The sequence below is a fragment of the Coprococcus sp. AF99-45 genome (genome assembly GCF_027663865.1).
GTDB classification, from domain to species: Bacteria; Bacillota; Clostridia; order Lachnospirales; family Lachnospiraceae; genus Allocoprococcus; species Allocoprococcus comes.
The window spans coordinates 81,988-99,878 of sequence record NZ_JAQDGZ010000004.1 but is presented as its reverse complement, the minus strand read 5'-3'; the positions used below and the strand labels follow the sequence as shown (position 1 = coordinate 99,878).

The following is a 17,891-nucleotide window of genomic DNA, read 5'->3' as shown; positions in this document are numbered from 1 at the left end:
TATGCATATTCAACATATTTGTTGAAAAATAATGGTGCTTGAATAAAGGAGGGACAGCCGGAATGAATTTAAAAGAAGTTTATGAGATTTTTTATCCGGGCAAATGTAAAGAAAATCCATCTGTGTGGAATGTTCCCCCAAAATACCGTTCGAAAAAAGATTTTTTTGAAGAACTTCTTCCAATGGAAATACGATGGATCAATTTTAAAATCTGGAATGATAAAGCACGAAGAAGCAGATTTTTTTCGAATTGTAAAGGAGAAACCCGATATATTGCATCATTACGCACATTTTTATTTGAACAACCATGGACTATCTCGAGGATAGAAGGAAAAGCGAATGAGCTTTTGAGTGGTCAGATTTCCGAAAAGGTTATGAATGAAAGCTTTTTACGGATTGTAGAGAAAGAAGGAATCGAGATTTCGAGGAAGCTTAGATCATATTTGTTTGATGACGAGACAAATCAGTTGAAAACAAAATGGGGGAATGTACTGACGTTTTATGTTCTACTGGCTATTTTACCGGAAGAAATTAATCAGATTTACGTACAGTATTTGTATAATCAAGAACAGAGTGCGCAACTTAAGGGAGAAGAGGAGAGTAATGGTGTAGCAATAAAAGATGCTGCATTATTTCAATATGAATATCCACCGGATATGAGCATTGTATCGCCGGGAGAAAAAATAAATCATACATGGGTAATCAAAAATGTAGGGGATACTCTATGGGAGAATCGATATTATGAATGTAATCAGTCTATGATGGAATTAGATGAAAAAAACAGAATTCTTCGGATTCCGAAATTTGTTTACCCGGGAGATAAAGTGTCTCCAAGTGTATCATTTTATGCACCGGACAAACCGGGAACTTATGTCATGAACTGGAAAATGAAGGATAGCAAAGGAAAGATTGTTTTCCCGGATAAATTGGGAATAGGATTGCATTTCATGGTAATGGATTTTGAAGAGGATAAAGCAATCCGGGGTGAAAATTATAATGTAATAGAAGAAATACCTCGACTTTCTGCCCCGATTATTGCAGGGAATTTGTATTCTCACACCTGGATTATTCAAAATACAGGAATGACTATTTGGAATGAGTATTATTTGGAGTGTATCAACGGAGATAACTTTTCTTACGTGAAAAAGGAATTATGCGTACCACTTAAAGCGCATGTTATGCCGGGGGAAAAAATCTCTGTCAAAGTGGAATTCGCAACGCCACCGATAGAAGGTATCTATACCATGGTCTGGCAAATTATGAAGAAAGACGGAACACCGGCGTTTGCAAAAAACAGGAGGCTGGAGGTTCTGTTGAATCTGATATAAAAGATGTCGGAAACCATTTGTTTAGAGGAAGGAATCAGAGGAACAGTATGAGTTATGTAGTTACAATTTTCACTGAAAAGCATTTATATCGGGTGAATATTGAAGAAGGAACAAAATATACCATTGGATCTGGTGAAAAAGATGCATTTCCGATGTCAGAGCTTGGCGTAGACGGGCAACTTGGGATCTGTTTTCATGCAAAAAAACAAATCCTGAAGTTGAATGCAAAAAAAATCCCTTTGTCAGTAAAGGAAATGAAAGAAGAAGCTAAGTTAGTTAATATTTGTGAATTTCCGAAAATAGAAGTAAGGTTTACCAGGGATACTGGAGAATATTCAGAATCATATCCTATTCCTTATGAGTGTCAGATTCATATCGGAAGATCTAAAAAAAATGATATTGTGTTAAATGATTCTTATGTGAGCAGAAATCACCTGCTCATTACATCTGAAAGAGGAAAAATACGAATAGAGGATTTAGGAAGTAAATATGGCACTTATCTGAATGGAAGTCCCCTTAAAAAGGCAATGCTGAAATCCGGTGATGAAATTGATATTTGTGATTTGCGTATTATTTGCAAAGAGAACACTTTATATTTTTATAATCTTCATGAAACACCGGAACTCAAATATCAGAAAGAGATAAATCATCCGGGGATGGCGACGAATATTGTTTCTATGCAGAAAGGGTATCCGGTATACCATCGTTCGCCGAGAATCAGAGAATCCTTGCCTGTGGATGAGGTGAGATTGTCGCATTTACCTAATAAACCACAAAGATTTTCTATCAGGAAAGCCAACTTTTTGCCACTTTTAAGTAGTGGTGCCATGGCGGGAGCTTCGTTTGCAATGTCGAGTTTTTCTCCTGCTATGCTTGCTATGCGTGCAGCAATGATGATTTCCCCTGTTGGAAGCCTGATTGGAAATAGCAATAAAAAAGCACGTAAGATGCTTATGGTCGAAGAGGAAGAACGTTTCCAGAAATATGCGGACTATATTGCAGGAGAAAAAGCGCATATTCATGCTATCGGAAAAAAACAAAAGGAAATCATAAACCAGGAGAATCCTTCGCCGGAAATATGCGAAACAATTCTGAATAAGATGTCGACTTCTTTATGGGAGAGAACAGCGACAGACTCTGATTTTCTGCAGGTCAGAATGGGGGCCGGGTATGCCCCTCTTTGTGTAGATGTAAAGCCGCCTACAGATGTCAACGATTTCCATATGGAAAGGGATGAACTGGAGGAGCTGACAGACCGTATTATACAGGAGACTCATTTGGTAGATGATGTCCCTGCCAGACTGGATCTTTTAAAGTATAGTTCTGTTGGTGTGATCGGAAACAGGGGCAAGGTGACAGACTTATTAAAGAATATACTGGTTTCGCTTTCTACATTGCATTTTTTCAGAGATGTTCGTATTGTAGGCGTTTTTGATCCGGAAGAAGAGGAAGAATGGAAATCTTTGCGCTGGCTTCCTCATATCTGGGACGATGAATTGCAGACCAGATATTTGAATTTTGATCCGCTTACAGAAGAATCTCTTGCAAGTCTTTCGCTGAATAGTGAAAAAGGATATGTAGATTCTTATGCTAAATTCCGTGAGAAAGTAAACAGTATCATTGCGGAACGAAAGGATCCGGATTTTCAGGCGAAGTGGAAAAATGGGACGAGTCCGATTCCGCATTATATTTTTCTTTTCGCTTCCAGAAAAAAAACGGAGTGCTTTTTATCAATGCTTTCCGAAAATGATCCTGCTATGGGAATATCAACAATCTTTTTATATGATGAACAGTATTATCTGCCGAATTTCTGCCAGTATATTGTAAATGTGGATGATCCGTATGATGACAGAACGGCCACCGCTTTTTATAAATACAGAGCAGATGAGAAAATGTGGTTTACCATGGATCAGCCGATTCCACAGAGAAAGTTTGATGCGTTTTGCAGACAGATGTCGGCTATCGAGGTTGAAGATGCTGTCAAGGGACAGATCCCGGTTTCGCTTACCTTCCTGCAATGTATGGATACAAACAAGGTACGCGACCTGAACGTGCTGGAAAGATGGAAAAAGAATGATAGCGCTGTGAATATCACTGCGCCGTTAGGGGAAGGTGAAGGCGGCAAGCTGTTTTCATTATCTCTTCACAGACACTGTTCTCATGGCCTTGTCGCAGGTATGACAGGATCGGGAAAGAGTGAACTGCTTATTTCATGGCTTTTATCTATTGCATGTAATTATCATCCGGAGGATGTTTCATTTGTAGTGATTGATTATAAAGGCGGAAGTACGGCAACATCGCTTGAAAAGCTTCCACATGTCTGTGGAATTATTACGGATGTTGGCAGTGGGATTGACAGATGTTTTCAATCGCTGGAGCATGAGCTGAGGCGAAGAGAAGCCATTTTTGCTTCGGTAGGTGCAAAGGATATCAAGGAGTACATAAAAGGATATCACAAGGGTGAGTTTAAAGAAGCGGTGCCAAGACTTCTGATCGTATTTGATGAATTTAAAGAGCTGATCAAGGAAAGACCGGTTGTCAAAAAAATGGTTGACTCCATAGCTGCAAAAGGAAGTTCTCTGGGCGTACATCTGATTCTGGCTACCCAAAGTCCGGCAGATGCAGTAGATGAGGGAACCTGGAATAATACCCAATATCAGATTTGTATGAAGGTGCAAAATGCTGCCGCCAGCAAGGTGATGATTCATGAACCGGATGCGGCGATGATTACACAGGCAGGAAGAGCTTATGTAAGAGTCGGAACCTCCGAAAAGGCAGAAATTTTCGCGTTGATCCAATCCGCCTGGTCCGGAGCTCCTTATCAGGAAAATAAAGAGCAGGGTGCTTTGGAAGTGCGCTATGTAGAAGTAGATGGATCGCGTATCAAAACAGTAGAAGAAAACCACACCCGATTTGTTTCGGATAAGAAAGAAATTGAGGCAGTGATAGCTTATATAGCAAGAACAGCAGAAGCGGCAGGTATAGAGAAGCAGCCATCGCCGTGGAAAACAGAACTTCCAGATCTCTTTAGCTGGAAGAAACTGCCGGTTGAGGGTGGCTTTGACGGAGAAAAATGGGAGATGACAGATGCTCCTTGGTTATCAGTGCCGATAGGTATTTTTGACAGACCGGAGCTTCAGGTGCAGGGAATACAGTATATGGATTTCCTGAAGGAAGGCAATTTCGGTGTCTTTGGAAGCTCGCAGACAGGAAAGACATCATTGCTCCGGACGATTGCAACATCTTTATGCCGTATGTATTCTCCGCGGGATATGCATCTTTATATCATTGCGGATATGGCAGGTATGGAGGCCTTCCCGCAGGTGGGAGGCGTTGTGGGATCCGGACAGGAAGAGAAGCTGGGTAAGCTTATAAATATGCTGATCAGTTTCCTGAATGAGAGAAGAAAAATCTTCAATCAGGAGAGAGTGGATTCTCTGAAAGCTTACCGGGAACTGGTTAGTGAAGAGATGCCGGCTGTTTTTGTTTTGATTGATCGCTTCAGTGGTATTCTGGAATCGAACCAGGATTATAAAGACATATTTGTCCGTCTTTTTAGCGAGGGTCCATCAAAAGGAATCTATTTTGTTTATACAGGTGTGAACAATACAGGCGTGCCTTATAAGCTGACGGCAAATGTTTCCGGGGCTATTTCTTTCATGCAGTCTGACCGAAGTGAATACAGCACTTTAATAGGACAGGTGAGAGAAGCAAGATTGCCGGACAGAGTAGGTAATGCTCTGATTAAAGTAAATCAGGAACTGATCAATTTCCAGAAGGCAATGTATGAACCTGGAGAAAATGATAAAGAGCGTGAAATGGCTTTGAAAGCAGAAGCAGAGGGCATGACAAGAGCTTGGAAAGGAAAACCTGCTTTGAGAATACCGGTTCTTCCGGAAAGCATTTCTGTGAAAAGTATGGCAGATCTCAGCAACAACGAGCAGGGAATTGCCGTTGGACTGGATGCAGAAAGCATAGAAGCGGTTCATGTAATGCCCGGAGAAACGACGGCAATGGCAGTTACCGGAAGAGTTGGATGTGGAAAGAGCGCAATGCTTCGCAGAATAGGAAAGATGGTACTGGAAGTGAATGGAAATACACTTTTATATTGCCTGGACTCAGAAAGAAAATCTCTGGCGGACTTGCAGGAGAAGGGAACTGCTTATGCGCAGCTTTCAGAAACTGAGAAAGTACAGGATTTATTTTCCCAGATCTTCAAAGAACTGACAGATCGCATGCGAAAAAGAAAAGAAGCTGCGGTCGAAATCACGGAAGAACCTTGGATGATCCTGCTTATCGATGACATAAAAGAATGCAGCAAGTTACCGGATGATATACAGCTGCAGTTACACAGGATTATGACAAAGACAAAAGGTTATGGCGTGCTGGTCCTCTGTGGAATCCGTCAGGGTGATCTTTTCAATTTTTATACGCAGGATCAGCTTGGTGTGGACCTCAAATCTTCCGGTGTTGCTCTTGCTTTGTCAGATACGGCAGTGCATTATGAAGGCTTTTATAAGAATAATTTTACGCAAAGCCAAAGAAATGCAGAGCTGGAAAAAGGCTTTGGAATCTTTTTTGCAGGCAATGGCAGCAAGAAGATCAAGTGCATAGATAGTTAGGAGGATGGGAAGATGAATCGAATCATAGTCACAATAAGAATAAAGCAAAAAAAAGAATATGATTTGGAACTTCCTGTAAATCAGAAGATCAAAGACTTGATGCAGGATATTTCAGATTCTCTGGAAGGACTGGATCCTTTGGCATCGTTTGACCCGGAACAGGTCAGTCTTGTGGATCAGAGGAATGGAAGAAGATTAAACGCAGAGAATTCCTTGTCGGAAGAGTGTGTATGGAACGGAGATATCCTGGAAATACAGGGATATAGATAGAAGAATGTATCTAAAATAAAGAGATTACGAAATAAAACGATCTTAAAAACGATGTATGTTTTTAAAGATAAAAAAGTCAGAAATGATGTATTAAGGAAAGGTGGAAATCAAATGAAAATTATTGTAACTCCAGAGGAAATGAGAAGTAACGCAACAAATATCCGCACTGAAAAGGCTAATTTTGAACAGTGTATCAGCAGCATGCGCACAATTGTAAACAGCATGAGTGGCGTATTCGAAGGTGAGGCTGCAACAGCTTTTGTATCAAATTTCGAAAGCTACAATGCCCAGTTTACATCTTTTGGAGAACTTCTGGAAAGCTTTGCACAGAAGCTGGATACAGCTGCCAATACTATGGAAGAAACTGACGGGGGACTTGCTGCATCTATGGGACAGTAAGAAAAGGCAATTTGTGCGGGGATACGTCCTCGCACAAAGATGTGCTGAGACAGAAATGAGTGATGAAAAGAATGAAAGAACTAATACTATCTCCGGAAGAAATCTATTATATCGGAAAAGTAAGTGGCGGAAAATATCTGGATTATGATTATATTGCCGCTATGCAGGATATTGGAAAGCGGGGGAAAATAAAAGCGCAGGAAATTCTGGATGGTCTTGAAAGGAAGGGATATGCCGAGGAGGATTTCTTAGGCAATCTGGAAGTAGAGCCGGCATGTACAGAAATGCTGCAACCGGTTTATCAGGGGATGTATGAATCTGAGCTGATTTTACGGGAAGAGTCAGGAGCATCTGTACATTATAAATTTCATCATATGGAGAATAGAATTACATCTGTAGAGTGCCATGCACAGGAGTACCGCGTCAGGGCGCAGGACAAAGAAGGAATAGAAAAGATGCTGTATTCTCTTTTGGAGGAAGATGTGCATACAGAGGAAAGAGAAGCATACATTGCGATTGACCAGGCAGAAAGGAGCATCATTCTGAAAGGTACTCATATCGGAAAGGATACCTGTCTCTATTTCTATGCAGAAAAAGGTGGTTCTTTCTATGAGATAGATCCGGAACAAAAAGAAGAAACGATACTTCGCCTGGTTGAAAAGAATGTCGTTTGTGAGCAGGCAAAAAAGATTCTGATAGGAGACTGAGAAAATGGCATACAAAGATGAAAATGGAAAAATAACAATTGATGATGTCGCAGCCGGAGAGGATATCAGGAAAATCGAGCGGGCACAGTCTATCCTGCAAAATGCATTGCAGAGTCTGAGAGCAGCTCAGACAGAAGGGGCAAATTCAAAAGGTGAGACAGCCCAGGCTATTTATGATAAATCCCAGGAACTGATTAACCAGATTCAAAGGCTTGATAGTAATTTGGAGGAAACAACAAATTATATTCGCCATGTGCTTGCTGTTTATAAGGCGAAGGATGAAATGCTCAAGGAGATTATGGCAGCAGCGCAAAACATGAATTAAAGTGGAGGTATCCAACATGGCTAATATTAGAATTGACGCAGATGGATTGCAGAACAATATTTCATCTATGCGAGCCTATATAAATGAACTGGATTCTTTGAATGCACGGACACAGACGCTTATGACACAGATTGCTTCTTCCTGGGAGGGAGAGGCAAGCACGGCTTATATTAATATTATGACAGAGAGAATTCAAAAAGCAGGGCAGATGAAAGAGCTTTTACAGGAATTTATATCCTATATGGAATCTACCAGAACAAAATTTGTGTCAAGAGATCAGGAAAGTTCGTACTCTATCAGGGGATGCTAGGAGATGAGAAGATGATTATAGATGTGAATCCACAGACAATTACGGGAATCGCCCAGACGATTGCAAATGCTTATGGAGAAGTGGAAGAGGCAGCAAGAATTTTGACATCCATCACGGAACATAACAACTGGAATTGCAAAGAGAGGGATGCTATCAATGACTATACCCGTTCAAATGCCCAGGAGATTTTGAAAATCAGTGAAAAATCCGGAAATTTTGCAAATGTCATGAAGGTGGTTGCAGAGAATTTTACGACAGATGAGAAAAATATATCAGAAATGTTTACCAGCGTAGAGAGCATCATTGCCTCCATGCTTACGATCCAGCCGATCGGAAGTGGGACTACGACAAGCAATATCCCGGAGGGTGTAATGCCAATTAATAAATCAATCGGAGCAGGAGATATCAATCTTTCTTCTGTGATCGATCTGGCAAGTATGAAATTGTAGGGACAGGAGGAGAAGAATGGCATCCAGAATTATATTAGATCCAGAAACCCTGTTGGCGCAGGCTGGTGAAATGCAGAGCCTGACAGCAGAATATGAATCCCTGTTTTCGAAGGTTACGGGTACTCTGAATGACACCAACAATAATTGGAGTGAACTGTTAGCACATAATTTTGCAGGGAAAATAAGCAGCGCCCAGCAAAGCTTTGCAAGTATTACAGAGCTTCTTGCCAGTGGGGCGGCAGCAGCGAAAAACAGTGCTACAACCATGCAGTCGGTAGACCAGTCTCTTTTTAAGGTGTTCGGAGGAGAAGCTGGTGAGGGGATTATTTCCGGACAGGTACAGGGGATGACTGATGTCATAGAGGATTACAGGAAATGGGAAAAGAAATCTAAAAAAGTAAAAGCAAAAAGTAAAAAGAAAAAAGACGGTTTTTTGGATTCTTTGAAAGCAGATATGGCAGGAGTGTCGAAAGCAATTGTAAAAAAAGGAAAGAAGACTGTTGCAAAAATAAAAAAATCCTATGATGAAAAAGGATTTGTTTATAAGGCACTTCAATATGGAAAATCTGCTGTAAAAGTTGGTGCAGGTGTTGTCAAAATTGCCGGTGCGGTAGCTCTGGTAGCAGGCTCCGGTGGTGCAGCACTTCCTGTAGCTGCTTGTATTACTTTAAGTGCCTGCAATGATATTTATAATGGCATGATGGATGCAACATACACCTATACCGGTGACTATAACAAGGTTGGTAATACAAATGCATTAAAGGATTTTCTTGTAAAAAAAGGTGGAGAGACAGGAGAAATCCTCTTTGGAGATGAGAAGCTGGGAGAAAAAATGGGCAGTTGGGCTTACACAGGATTGGACGTTGTTTCTTTCTTAAATGGTGTAGATAAACTTGGAAAATCTTTTGGTAAGCTTCAAACTATAACAAGCGGCACCGCAGAAACGTCAAAGGTATGGGGAGAAATTCACATGGATGACGTTATCGACAATGATCTTAAATATCTCAGCAAAGATGGAATTATTAAGACTATACTTCATATAGACCCCAACTCTGTAGCTAATTTTGGATATGACGTCGTCACAGGTACGATTAAATCTATAAAGTCAGCAGGAAAACTTGGCAATACTATAGCAGATCTGGCCGTTGGTTAGGACGAGAAAGGAAAATAAAATGGCAAAGCAATTACTACCAAATGGAAGCGTTGTAACCTTAAAAGGTGCAACAAAGAAGTTAATGACAATTGGCATTGAGGTTGAAATGGAGGGAGATGAAAAAACCTACGATTATATCGCAATTCCCTATCCGGAGGGTTATATCGATTCGGAAACCATGTTTCTCTTTATGCAGGAGGATATCGAAAATGTATCTTTCGTAGGTTTTGTAGATGCAGAAATGCAGGTTTTTCGAACTGCATTAGAAGAAACAGATGAAAACGATGCTGAGAAAGAAAGTGATTCATAGTATGATCAGCGACATTTATTTGGCACGTAATCGGAGCATAATGAGAATCTCCGCTGCCTGTAGCTGTCATATAGGAAAGCGAAGAAAAAATAACGAGGACAATTTTTTCTTTGCGGGACGCTATATGGCAAGCTGTAACAATGGACTCGGAAGTATTTTAGAGAAAAATTTTCCGCTAAAAAAGGACAGATTCTTTGCTGTTTTTGATGGCATGGGAGGCGGAGAATATGGCGAGATTGCTTCCTATATGGGTGCAAAGGCAACAGAGGAATACTTGAATGCAGAAGAAGCAGATGATATTGCAGGTAAAAAAGGCTATCTGGAAAAAATGTGTACGCATGTAAATGACAGGATATTTAAGGAAACCCTTCGTTTGGATGCGGAGATGATGGGATCTACTTTGGCAGGACTTTATTTTACAGGAAACCAGGTTTGGACTGTAAATGTGGGGGATAGCAGATGTTTTCTCCTGCGAGATGGGAAGCTTCGGCAGATTTCCGAAGATCAGACAGACGAAGCCTATATGAAAGAAAACGGTATTCAGGGACGAAAGCCTTATTTGACCCAGTATATGGGAATGAATCCGGAGGAAGTGCGCGTACTTCCCTATATGGATTGCCTGCAGACGAAAAGGGGAGATCGTTTTCTTATCTGTAGCGATGGCGTGAGTGACATGGTGCCGGTAGATTTTCTGGAAACCATGATGCAGCAAACGCAAAGTACGGCGAAGTGTGTCGATGCAATTCTCACAGCAGCGTTAGATGCAGGCGGTAAGGACAATATTACAGCAATTGTTTTGGAAATAAACAGATAGAATTACAGGAGATGTAAATGGATGAGGAGAGATATCCAGCTCTGCCCTGGCAGGGATGGAAGATTGTAAAAAGGCTGGGACGAGGCGGTTATGGCAGTGTGTATCTGGCACAGCGGAATTCGGCGGGTGTCATGGAAGATGCTGCTGTAAAGGTGATTTCTTTCCCAAAAAATGAAGAAGACATTGAAGCTGATTTTACAGATGGATATGATCTTGTCAGTGTAAGAAATAAGTATAAAAATATGCTTCACAGATACGTAGATGAGTATCAGATCATGCTGGCATTTAAAGGGCAGACCAATATTGTCAGCTGCGATGATTTTGAAGCAAAACCGCATAAAGACGGAATTGGATGGGATGTTTTTATCCGTATGGAACTGCTGACCCCATTGACTACATTGATCAAACAGTATGCAGGAATTATTCCTGAGGAAATGGTTATAAAAGTCGGAAAAGATATCTGTTCGGCGCTGATGCTTTGTGATTCTAAAAATATCGTACATAGAGATATTAAGCCGGAAAATATTATGGTATCGGAATTTGGCGATTATAAATTAGGTGATTTCGGAATTGCCAGAACTATGGATCATACAACCCAGGCAACGACAGTAGGATCAGAGCGTTATATGGCGCCGGAAGTGATTAAAAGAGAAGAATACGGAAAAGAGGTAGATATTTACAGTCTTGGACTGGTGCTTTACTGGATGCTGAATAACCGTAAGCGTCCGTTTATCGATGCGGATCATTTACCAACTCATGATGAAATTGAACTGGCACAGGCAAGGAGAGAAAAAGGGGATCCTTTGCCACGACCTAAATATGGAAGCAGGGATTTACAGAATATCGTTTTGAAAGCTTGTGCATATGCACCAAAAGACAGATTCTCTTCTGCCAGAGAAATGTACCAGGCGTTGGAGGTATTACAATCAGGTGGAAGTATACCAGAACTGCCGAAGCCTGAACCACCCGGAAAACCGAAACTGCCGGATGATGAAGGCGGGCTGCTGGGAGGATGGATTTCAGCAGAAGATGGTAAGGAGAATGGAAAGAATTTAGATGATGAGGATGAGTGGAGTTCTGTACATGTCACTGAAGAGAAAAGGAATATAGAAGAAGGACCTGCTGTTTTAGAAGGAGCTTATCCGGATGAGCAAGAACTTAAAACGATAAAGAAGGTTTTAAATATCTGCACAGTTATAATGGGAATCTGTACGTTTGGAATTGCTTTGTTATGGTGTATTCCTATCAGAAAGAAAATTCTAAACAGAATAGACAGACGAGAGCCAATCAGCGACGGATTAAAGATAGCGGCTACTATGATCGGACTTATACCGGGGCTGTTACTTCTTGTAAATGAAGATATTTAATTAAAGTGGCTGGAAAGTTGTCCAATCATAAGAGAAACAGGAAAAGAAAGGAAGAGAGAGTATGAGGAATCGAAAAGTTAAAATTTTTGCACTTGTTATGGCAGGTTGTCTGTGTTTATCTGGATTAACAGGATGCGGCGGTGGAATTAAGATGACAACTGACGATACATCGTCCAAATCAGATAGCGGATTGATGGGATCTGCAAAAAAAGAAGCAGATAAAAGTGATGAATCAGAAGCAGATTCTGCCGATGAAAAGGATAAAATAAGTGATGATATGATTGGGCGCTATGTATCCCAGGGATATGAAAATCCTTCCTTTGGATTTGCAATTAATCTCCCGGATACTTATACATTGGAAAATAGAAACAATGTCGCACTAAACGATGAGGACATTGTAGAATCTTCTAATTCAGAAGGCACTTATGATTATTTAAAATCTTTAATTTCGTTGGGAAGTGCGGTAGTTTTTTCGGCAGAGGATGGGAATACATATATTGAATTGAACATTCAAAATGCAGCGGTTTTAGATAAAACAGCTAAATGGGATGAAGAAAAGAATATAGCGGAAAATTCAGTGATGACTGAGGAGGATGCTAAAAAATTGATGGGAGAAGATGCACAGGTTACTGAATTTCAAAATAATGTGGAAGAAATCACATTTTTGGGTGAGAAACATTATGCGGCACAATATACATTTAAGAACTATGATGTTTCGTATTATGGTGTGACTGTGTTTTTGGTGAATGAGCAGGATTCACAGTATATGTTAGCTGTCAATATAATTGGAGTAGATCTGAATGTAGTAGATCAGGCGGATCAGTTCTTTAGTGTATATACGGAGTAAGGTGAAGGGGAAAAAAGAAAGGTATGAAAAAGTTTTGTGTATTGTTTAGCCTTTTGATGTCTACAATGGTGTTTACAGCATGTGGAGCTGGCATTAAGTATAGTAGTGACAGTAATAGTAGTAATAGTAGTGGTAGTAAGCAAACTAAAAATGCAGAGCTGGTGGATTTAGGATCAGATCCGCAGGCTTATATGCTTTACGGGACCTATCGGAATGAAGAAAATTATAAAGATGAAGATGGTTCCTATGCGAATGAGCATGCGGATGATTATGACTATATGACTCTGCAGCTTGAGGATTCGGAAAAATATGAGGTGCAGATTCTTCCGATACAGATATATGCAGACACTGATTTCCTGATTTATGACCTGTCTGGAAAAACAGACAAAGAACTGAAAGAAGAGGAAGGTCTGACAGACCAGCAGATTGGCGCATTGCATGAATATTGGCAATATAATCACATTCGTGCCTCTTTTGTCGAAAGAAAAAAATATAGTGAGGATGGAGAATATTCTTATTCGGTAAATACTCTCTTCACATTTGCCTACGAAGTAGTAGGAGACAAACTCTATATGGGATTAGAAGCTTTGATTATGGATGATGAGGATGAAACTAATCTGGGATATCATGTACAAGATCGCAAGGATTGGGTTGAATACTCTTATGGCTTCGACGGTTTGGATTTAATTTTGTCTAAGGACGGAAAAAGTACAAGACTTAGATCTGCGGATATACTTTATGCAGAAAAAAAGAATGAAGGACTTTATGAATGGGGATATGCCAAAAATTCTAGTTCCGGATATGATGGGATAGTTCATTTGTCTTTGAACACGGAAGACGGTGATGATTCTTATATTGAGTGGGCAGATGGAAGAACAGGTGAGAATGTAAAAACACAGATTGATGGCAATCAGTTTACTCTTACCTGGGACAGCACCTATCGTTACGATTATGATCTTGGAGAATCGGAGGAAGGAGAAGGTGGAAAAATCACAGGGATTTTCCTGATTACTAACCGACCAAATGGAGGAATGGATGGAGGCTTGTCCATCTGTGTTGATGGAAAATGGTATCCTTATGTTTATGATTTCACTGCATATTGGAATGGTGAATTAAGTGATAATTTAGAGACAGATGCTGATGTGAGCAGTATGAGTGAAGATGAGCTGGGAGAGTTAAAAGAAAACCAGACAGCAGTCTCAAGCGGACTCATGGGAGCCTTCAAAGAGCAGGGACTTGATTCTACGAAGATAGACGAGTCGACGGGAACAGTACAGATGGATAATAATGTGCTTTTTGCCTGGGATAAGGCAGATTTGTCAGAAGAGGGAAAAGCTTATCTGGATCAATTCCTTGCAGCCTATGTACCGGTAATATCCAGTGCGATAGAAGATGGAAAAGTATCGACAATCGTGGTGGAGGGGTATACCGATTCAGCAGGAGACGAGGCTTACAATTTAAAACTCTCTGAGGAAAGAGCAAAGACTGTTGCAGATTATATTAAAGCAGGTTATCCGGAACTTACGAATGCTATCGAGGTTGTCGGTAATGGAGCAAATAATCTGATTCTGGATGGAGAAGGAAAAGAAGACGCTGCAGCATCAAGACGTGTAGAAGTCAGATATGTCCTGAAGACAGAGTAGTGAAAAAAATCAAACATAAAATAATATAATAGGAAATAAGAGCAGACACATAAGGAGAAGATAATAATGGCGGAAAAAATTGATCTTAATACACTTCCGAAGGGACTTACAAAGGAAGAATTTACAGCTTTGCCTAATTTTAAAAAGATACGTTCTTTTTTTACCTGGGCTGGTGTGGTATCTATTGGATCAGGGGTATTGATTTGTTCAGAGTATGGAAAGGTATGTCAAAGCGTACTTCGGGCTGGAGGAAGCCTTGAGGAGGTAAACCAGCTATGGGCAGTAAAGCTTAATATGCTGTTTATGATTTTTGATATTGTTATGGGAATACTCCTGATAAAAAAGAAAACAACAAAAATGGCGTATATTCTTGCTATAACAGAATTGGTCTATATAGTTCTGGTACTTGTATTAGGCGGGACGATAGGTACTGGGGCTATAGCCTTTTTACTTGCTTTAGCCGGTGCGATCCGGATTGATAAAAAATGGAAACAGTATCAGGAAATATCAGGTGGAAGCAATCAGTTAAAACATACTGGGAATAGTACAGCCGGAACAACACAGAACAACACATATACAGAAATTCACACATCCGAAACTGCTAATAATGGAAGCACCTGGCAGCAGGCGGAAAAAAATAATGATTTTGTATCAGCTGACAGCCCTAAAAGTCTGGAGGAAACACTGAACATTTATAAAAAAGAAAAAAGCTGGTCTGCAGAAAATGATATGATAGAGACTTTGAAGAACAGCAAAGTATGGGTTCCATACATTAGTGAAAAAAATCAGCTGGATATTCTGAAAAATGGAGAAAGATATTATCTTCCAGTGTTTACAAGTAGAGCGGAAATGAAAGAATATGGAAAGAAATTTTCTCAAAGAGAGTTACGCTTTTCTGATGTGATGGATATGGCAAAGAGATCACAATATGCATTAACAGGTCTTGTCATCAATGCGTTTACTGATTCTGTTATTTTGGACTGGAATCAGCTCGGCACGATAAATCCTGGTGGCGATGACGAAGAAGAAGAAACTATGTATACGAGATAGTTGCAAAGAAACCTTACTGATATTCAGAAGTAAAAAACTGAAGATCGGTAAGGTTTTTTACTTCTGAAATTTGGAAGTGATTTTTGCGGAATATTTGAAATAAGAACAACAAATACCCATATGAAAAAATAGGTCTTACTGAATGAAATGGTTCAATTTAGTAAGACCTATTTTGAATTAGTATTTGTAAAATAAGTCAGTTTGTATACTTCTTGCATTATATTTATAAACCTATTTTTCACTATCTGGAGCGGCATTTGATAATGCTTTTGCATAATCTGTAAGTCGTGTTAATTGAGATGCGTTTAGGTTTTTGCATGTTTCGATGAGAAAAAACAGAGAAGGGGATTCATTTTGCACAACTACTATTCTATTTGGAGTCGGATCAGCAGATTTCCCAACGAGGTAATCTGTAGATGTTGAAAAAACTTCAGCCATTTTAGCAATAGTTTGTATAGAAGGATTACGTGAGCCTGCTTCATATCGCAGATATGCGGGCTGAGAAATTTGTACCCTTTTAGCAGCTTCTTGTTTGGTTATTCCCAGTTTTAGTCTACATTCTTTTAATCGTTCTTTATCTAAAATATCCATTACGTTTACTAATACTCCTGTTATTGTTGGAATAATGATATTTATATTTTATCATAAATAACTTGACAATACCATTAGTATATGGTTAATATAAAATATACCAATGGTATATTGGGGGGGGCGAAGAATGGGAAAAGAAGAGATTGGAAAACAGATTGACAGTAAGAAATTTAGTAAAACGATGCGGTGCTACGGAGATGCCAAACTTGGAAATATTATTAAAGAAATATACTATGACGGTATGAGAGAAGGCTATAATTTAGCCAAATTTCGATTAGAGTTGCTTAATGGTGTGCCACCAGGAGTAGCAGAAAAATATTGGGATGATAATATGGAAAATATTAGAAATGTTTTGAGTTTATGTGAACAGTACGAGGAGTGTGAATGATGATGAATAAAATGCGTGAAATATACGGTGTTGTAAATATGATATTGTTTCCTGAAGATGAGGATCCTGAGATGTTATCATTAGAACTTTTTTCTTCTTTTGCGAAGGCTAAAGAAAGAAGCGAAGAAATAATAAAAGAATTTATTGATGATTATGGTGAAGATTATATTGAGCATGCTACAAAGAAAAATCCAGTAGCAGTCATGGGAAATGGTGATGTGACAGGATATGTTTACATTGTAAAAACACATGCATTATAGCTATTAAATTTGAGTAAGAGATAGAAGAGCAGCTATTATATCTTGAAAAAAGTAATTTACGTAGCAATCAATAAAGAAAATTAAACCTTGAAATATGAACTTGTGGGTTCTGTTTTCCAGAATCCCAAGACACAGCTGGTTTTCTGGATGCTAGAAAAATCAAATTGTGGAGGTTTAAAATTTAGTTGTAGAGAAGAAAAATACTGGCTATAATATAAAAAAAGAAGAGAAATTTTCCCGAAACTTTGTGAAAACAAAGAAGTAAATAAGATAGTATAAAAGGATGTGACATTATGGTAAAAAAGGAATCTGTAACTATTAATGTTCCAACAGGAATGGCAAAATATTTGGTGACGTTGAATCCAGAAGCTGAGCTTACTAGAAATGCGTTATTGTTGTACCCATATATCTTGAATCAAACAATTTCGCATGGGCGCGCAGCGGAAATTCTTGGTATAAGAAAATCAGAGTTGATAGATTTATATGATAAGCTGGGTTATTCTTATTTTGATATGACAATGGATGAACTGGATGATGAACTGGATACTTTCAGGCGGATGAAGGAGAAGGAGGTTTCTGTATGATTGTTGTATCAGATACAACACCACTTATATCGCTTCTTAAAATCAAGCGTGTGGATTTGCTGAAAGAATTATTTGGAGAAGTATTGATTCCACAGGCAGTATTTGATGAATTGACAAGTGATAAGCGTTTTCAAGTGGAAGCAGATCAAATTTGTCAAAAGGAATTCATTTTTGTGAAGCGAGTAAATGTTCCAGAATCCGTTAATATCTTAAAAAAAGCAACTGGACTTGATCAAGGCGAGAGTGAGGCAATTGTTTTGACAGACGAATTGAAAGCAGATATCTTGTTGATGGATGAGGCAAGGGGGAGAAATGTATCTGCTCAAATGGGACTTAGTATAATGGAAACAATTGGAAAATGAAAGCCAGTAGATAGTATTACATTCCGTTGAAGTCAATAGATTCCTCTTTACTTTCCCGACACAACTGCTATAATATATCAGACAGCACGTAAAGGCAAAACAGAGAGGAATT

The 17,891-nt window shown here is 39.4% G+C and carries 20 protein-coding genes; 19 read left to right on the top strand and 1 reads right to left on the bottom strand.

All coding sequences use genetic code 11. The features are described from left to right. The first annotated feature begins 62 nt into the window (after positions 1 to 62). The 15 genes from PGR14_RS04750 to PGR14_RS04680 all read left to right on the top strand — a co-directional run bounded on the left by PGR14_RS04750 (position 63) and on the right by PGR14_RS04680 (position 15,594). Positions 63 to 1,328 carry an NBR1-Ig-like domain-containing protein gene (locus tag PGR14_RS04750; protein WP_022220064.1) on the top strand — a complete coding sequence of 422 codons (1,266 nt, stop codon included), beginning with the start codon at positions 63 to 65 and terminating at the stop codon, positions 1,326 to 1,328. Positions 1,329 to 1,375: 47 nt separating this feature from the next. After that, positions 1,376 to 5,950, top strand: a complete 4,575-nt coding sequence (gene essC, locus PGR14_RS04745) for a type VII secretion protein EssC (protein ID WP_270223077.1) — start codon at positions 1,376 to 1,378, stop codon at positions 5,948 to 5,950. Between the two features lie 12 nt (positions 5,951 to 5,962). Further along, positions 5,963 to 6,220: an EsaB/YukD family protein gene (locus PGR14_RS04740; protein ID WP_055155510.1), complete on the top strand. Its 258-nt coding sequence runs from the start codon at positions 5,963 to 5,965 to the stop codon at positions 6,218 to 6,220. 111 nt (positions 6,221 to 6,331) lie between these two features. Next, on the top strand, positions 6,332 to 6,619 hold the full coding sequence (locus tag PGR14_RS04735) for a WXG100 family type VII secretion target (protein ID WP_044998562.1): 288 nt from the start codon (positions 6,332 to 6,334) through the stop codon (positions 6,617 to 6,619). Between the two features lie 71 nt (positions 6,620 to 6,690). Continuing rightward, entirely contained in the window at positions 6,691 to 7,326 is a 636-nt protein-coding gene (locus PGR14_RS04730) for a hypothetical protein (RefSeq protein WP_055247993.1), read from the top strand. A 4-nt stretch (positions 7,327 to 7,330) separates the two neighbouring features. Next, positions 7,331 to 7,651, top strand: a complete 321-nt coding sequence (locus tag PGR14_RS04725; RefSeq protein WP_008368736.1) for a hypothetical protein — start codon at positions 7,331 to 7,333, stop codon at positions 7,649 to 7,651. A gap of 16 nt (positions 7,652 to 7,667) precedes the next feature. Next, positions 7,668 to 7,961 carry a WXG100 family type VII secretion target gene (locus PGR14_RS04720; protein ID WP_008368735.1) on the top strand — a complete coding sequence of 98 codons (294 nt, stop codon included), beginning with the start codon at positions 7,668 to 7,670 and terminating at the stop codon, positions 7,959 to 7,961. 11 nt (positions 7,962 to 7,972) lie between these two features. Next, on the top strand, positions 7,973 to 8,410 hold the full coding sequence (locus tag PGR14_RS04715) for a hypothetical protein (RefSeq protein WP_044998517.1): 438 nt from the start codon (positions 7,973 to 7,975) through the stop codon (positions 8,408 to 8,410). A gap of 16 nt (positions 8,411 to 8,426) precedes the next feature. After that, a complete protein-coding gene (locus PGR14_RS04710; RefSeq protein WP_055260365.1) occupies positions 8,427 to 9,563 on the top strand; it encodes a WXG100 family type VII secretion target in 1,137 nt (378 codons plus the stop codon). A 19-nt stretch (positions 9,564 to 9,582) separates the two neighbouring features. After that, positions 9,583 to 9,873 (top strand): DUF4176 domain-containing protein, encoded by a 291-nt coding sequence (locus PGR14_RS04705; RefSeq protein ID WP_008368726.1) that lies wholly within the window; start codon positions 9,583 to 9,585, stop codon positions 9,871 to 9,873. Positions 9,874 to 9,997: 124 nt separating this feature from the next. Further along, a complete protein-coding gene (locus PGR14_RS04700) occupies positions 9,998 to 10,687 on the top strand; it encodes a PP2C family protein-serine/threonine phosphatase (RefSeq protein WP_172676438.1) in 690 nt (229 codons plus the stop codon). Positions 10,688 to 10,704: 17 nt separating this feature from the next. Beyond that, complete coding sequence (locus tag PGR14_RS04695; protein ID WP_055155506.1) at positions 10,705 to 12,054, top strand: serine/threonine-protein kinase; 1,350 nt, start codon at positions 10,705 to 10,707, stop codon at positions 12,052 to 12,054. Positions 12,055 to 12,115: 61 nt separating this feature from the next. Next, on the top strand, positions 12,116 to 12,901 hold the full coding sequence (locus PGR14_RS04690; protein WP_270223076.1) for a hypothetical protein: 786 nt from the start codon (positions 12,116 to 12,118) through the stop codon (positions 12,899 to 12,901). Between the two features lie 23 nt (positions 12,902 to 12,924). After that, positions 12,925 to 14,544: an OmpA family protein gene (locus PGR14_RS04685; RefSeq protein ID WP_270223075.1), complete on the top strand. Its 1,620-nt coding sequence runs from the start codon at positions 12,925 to 12,927 to the stop codon at positions 14,542 to 14,544. A 129-nt stretch (positions 14,545 to 14,673) separates the two neighbouring features. Beyond that, the gene (locus PGR14_RS04680; protein WP_270223074.1) at positions 14,674 to 15,594 is read left to right on the top strand and encodes an SseB family protein; all 921 of its coding nucleotides are present in this window, start codon (positions 14,674 to 14,676) and stop codon (positions 15,592 to 15,594) included. A 231-nt stretch (positions 15,595 to 15,825) separates the two neighbouring features. Here PGR14_RS04680 and PGR14_RS04675 read toward each other — a convergent pair whose 3' ends face one another. Then, positions 15,826 to 16,185 carry a helix-turn-helix domain-containing protein gene (locus PGR14_RS04675; protein ID WP_008368713.1) on the bottom strand — a complete coding sequence of 120 codons (360 nt, stop codon included), beginning with the start codon at positions 16,183 to 16,185 and terminating at the stop codon, positions 15,826 to 15,828. 127 nt (positions 16,186 to 16,312) lie between these two features. Here PGR14_RS04675 and PGR14_RS04670 point away from each other — a divergent pair, with 127 nt between their 5' ends. From PGR14_RS04670 to PGR14_RS04655, 4 genes are all read left to right on the top strand, one after another. Further along, entirely contained in the window at positions 16,313 to 16,573 is a 261-nt protein-coding gene (locus tag PGR14_RS04670) for a hypothetical protein (RefSeq protein ID WP_270223073.1), read from the top strand. Beyond that, positions 16,570 to 16,833 carry a hypothetical protein gene (locus tag PGR14_RS04665; protein ID WP_008368709.1) on the top strand — a complete coding sequence of 88 codons (264 nt, stop codon included), beginning with the start codon at positions 16,570 to 16,572 and terminating at the stop codon, positions 16,831 to 16,833. Before PGR14_RS04670 ends, PGR14_RS04665 begins: the two co-directional genes overlap by 4 nt. Positions 16,834 to 17,126: 293 nt before the next feature. Then, complete coding sequence (locus PGR14_RS04660; RefSeq protein ID WP_008368707.1) at positions 17,127 to 17,417, top strand: hypothetical protein; 291 nt, start codon at positions 17,127 to 17,129, stop codon at positions 17,415 to 17,417. After that, positions 17,414 to 17,779, top strand: a complete 366-nt coding sequence (locus PGR14_RS04655; protein ID WP_270223072.1) for a DUF3368 domain-containing protein — start codon at positions 17,414 to 17,416, stop codon at positions 17,777 to 17,779. Before PGR14_RS04660 ends, PGR14_RS04655 begins: the two co-directional genes overlap by 4 nt. Positions 17,780 to 17,891 lie beyond the last annotated feature (112 nt).